The sequence below is a fragment of the Kineococcus glutinatus genome (genome assembly GCF_039542765.1).
Lineage (GTDB): Bacteria > Actinomycetota > Actinomycetes > Actinomycetales > Kineococcaceae > Kineococcus_A > Kineococcus_A glutinatus.
Genome location: NZ_BAABIL010000251.1, coordinates 1 through 833, shown reverse-complemented (window position 1 = coordinate 833; position 833 = coordinate 1). Strand labels below are relative to the sequence as shown.

General features: G+C 73.5%; 1 protein-coding gene. It reads right to left on the bottom strand.

The features are described 5' to 3' along the window. On the bottom strand, positions 1 to 833 hold an 833-nt coding region (locus tag ABEB16_RS10395; RefSeq protein ID WP_345712181.1), incomplete at both ends, for an intradiol ring-cleavage dioxygenase.

The window sequence follows — 833 nt, the reverse complement described above, 5'->3', positions numbered from 1 at the left end:
GCCCGGCGCACCGCCGCCGCTGGCGGGCTGACCGCCGCCGGTGGGGGTGGTCGTGGTGTCGACGCCGACGGTGAGGGCGAGGGTGTAGCCGCTGGTGGCGTCGCCGGAGACGGTGGGCAGCTGGCTGGCGCCGGAGTCGTCGCCGAAGACGTTGTCGGCGGCCAGGCTGACCTTCGCCAGGTTGGTGACCGACTGCTCGTAGCCGGTGGTGGCGTAGGCGGCCTCGCAGGTGGCCTGCGGCATCGCCACCTGGGAGGTGGCGATGGCGTTGGCCGCGTCGGTGGTGGACGCGACGTCGGGGTAGACCTCGAAGTGGACGTGCGGCCAGCGCCCGTCGTAGCAGGCGGGGAAGATGCTGGTGAAGGTGACCACGCCCTCGGCGTCGGCGACCTGCACCCCGCGCAGGTAGTTCTCCGCGGTGATGCCCTCGGAGTACATGGAGTACTCCCCGTCGCGGTTGCAGTGCCACACGTAGACGGCCACGCCCTCGAAGGGGGCGTTGCTGCTCGCCATGTCGACGATGCTCAGCCGCAGCGTCATCGGCACGCCCTCGGCGGTGGTGGTGGAGGTGCCGAAGCTGGAGCGGATGTCGCTGCGCACCACGCCGCTCTGCTCCAGGACGTCGGCGCCGTTGGAGCCGTCGCCGGGGTAGGGGCCGGCGGTCTCGTCGGGGATCTCCGCCAGGGCGGTGGAGCTGCTCGCCGTCGAGGAGGTGGTGCTGCCCGAGGCGCTGGCGTCGCCGCCGCAGGCCGCCAGCCCGAGCCCGGCCGCGCCCAGGCCCAGGACGCCCAGCACCCGCCGGCGGTCCACCAGGGTGGCGATGTCGAAGGCCA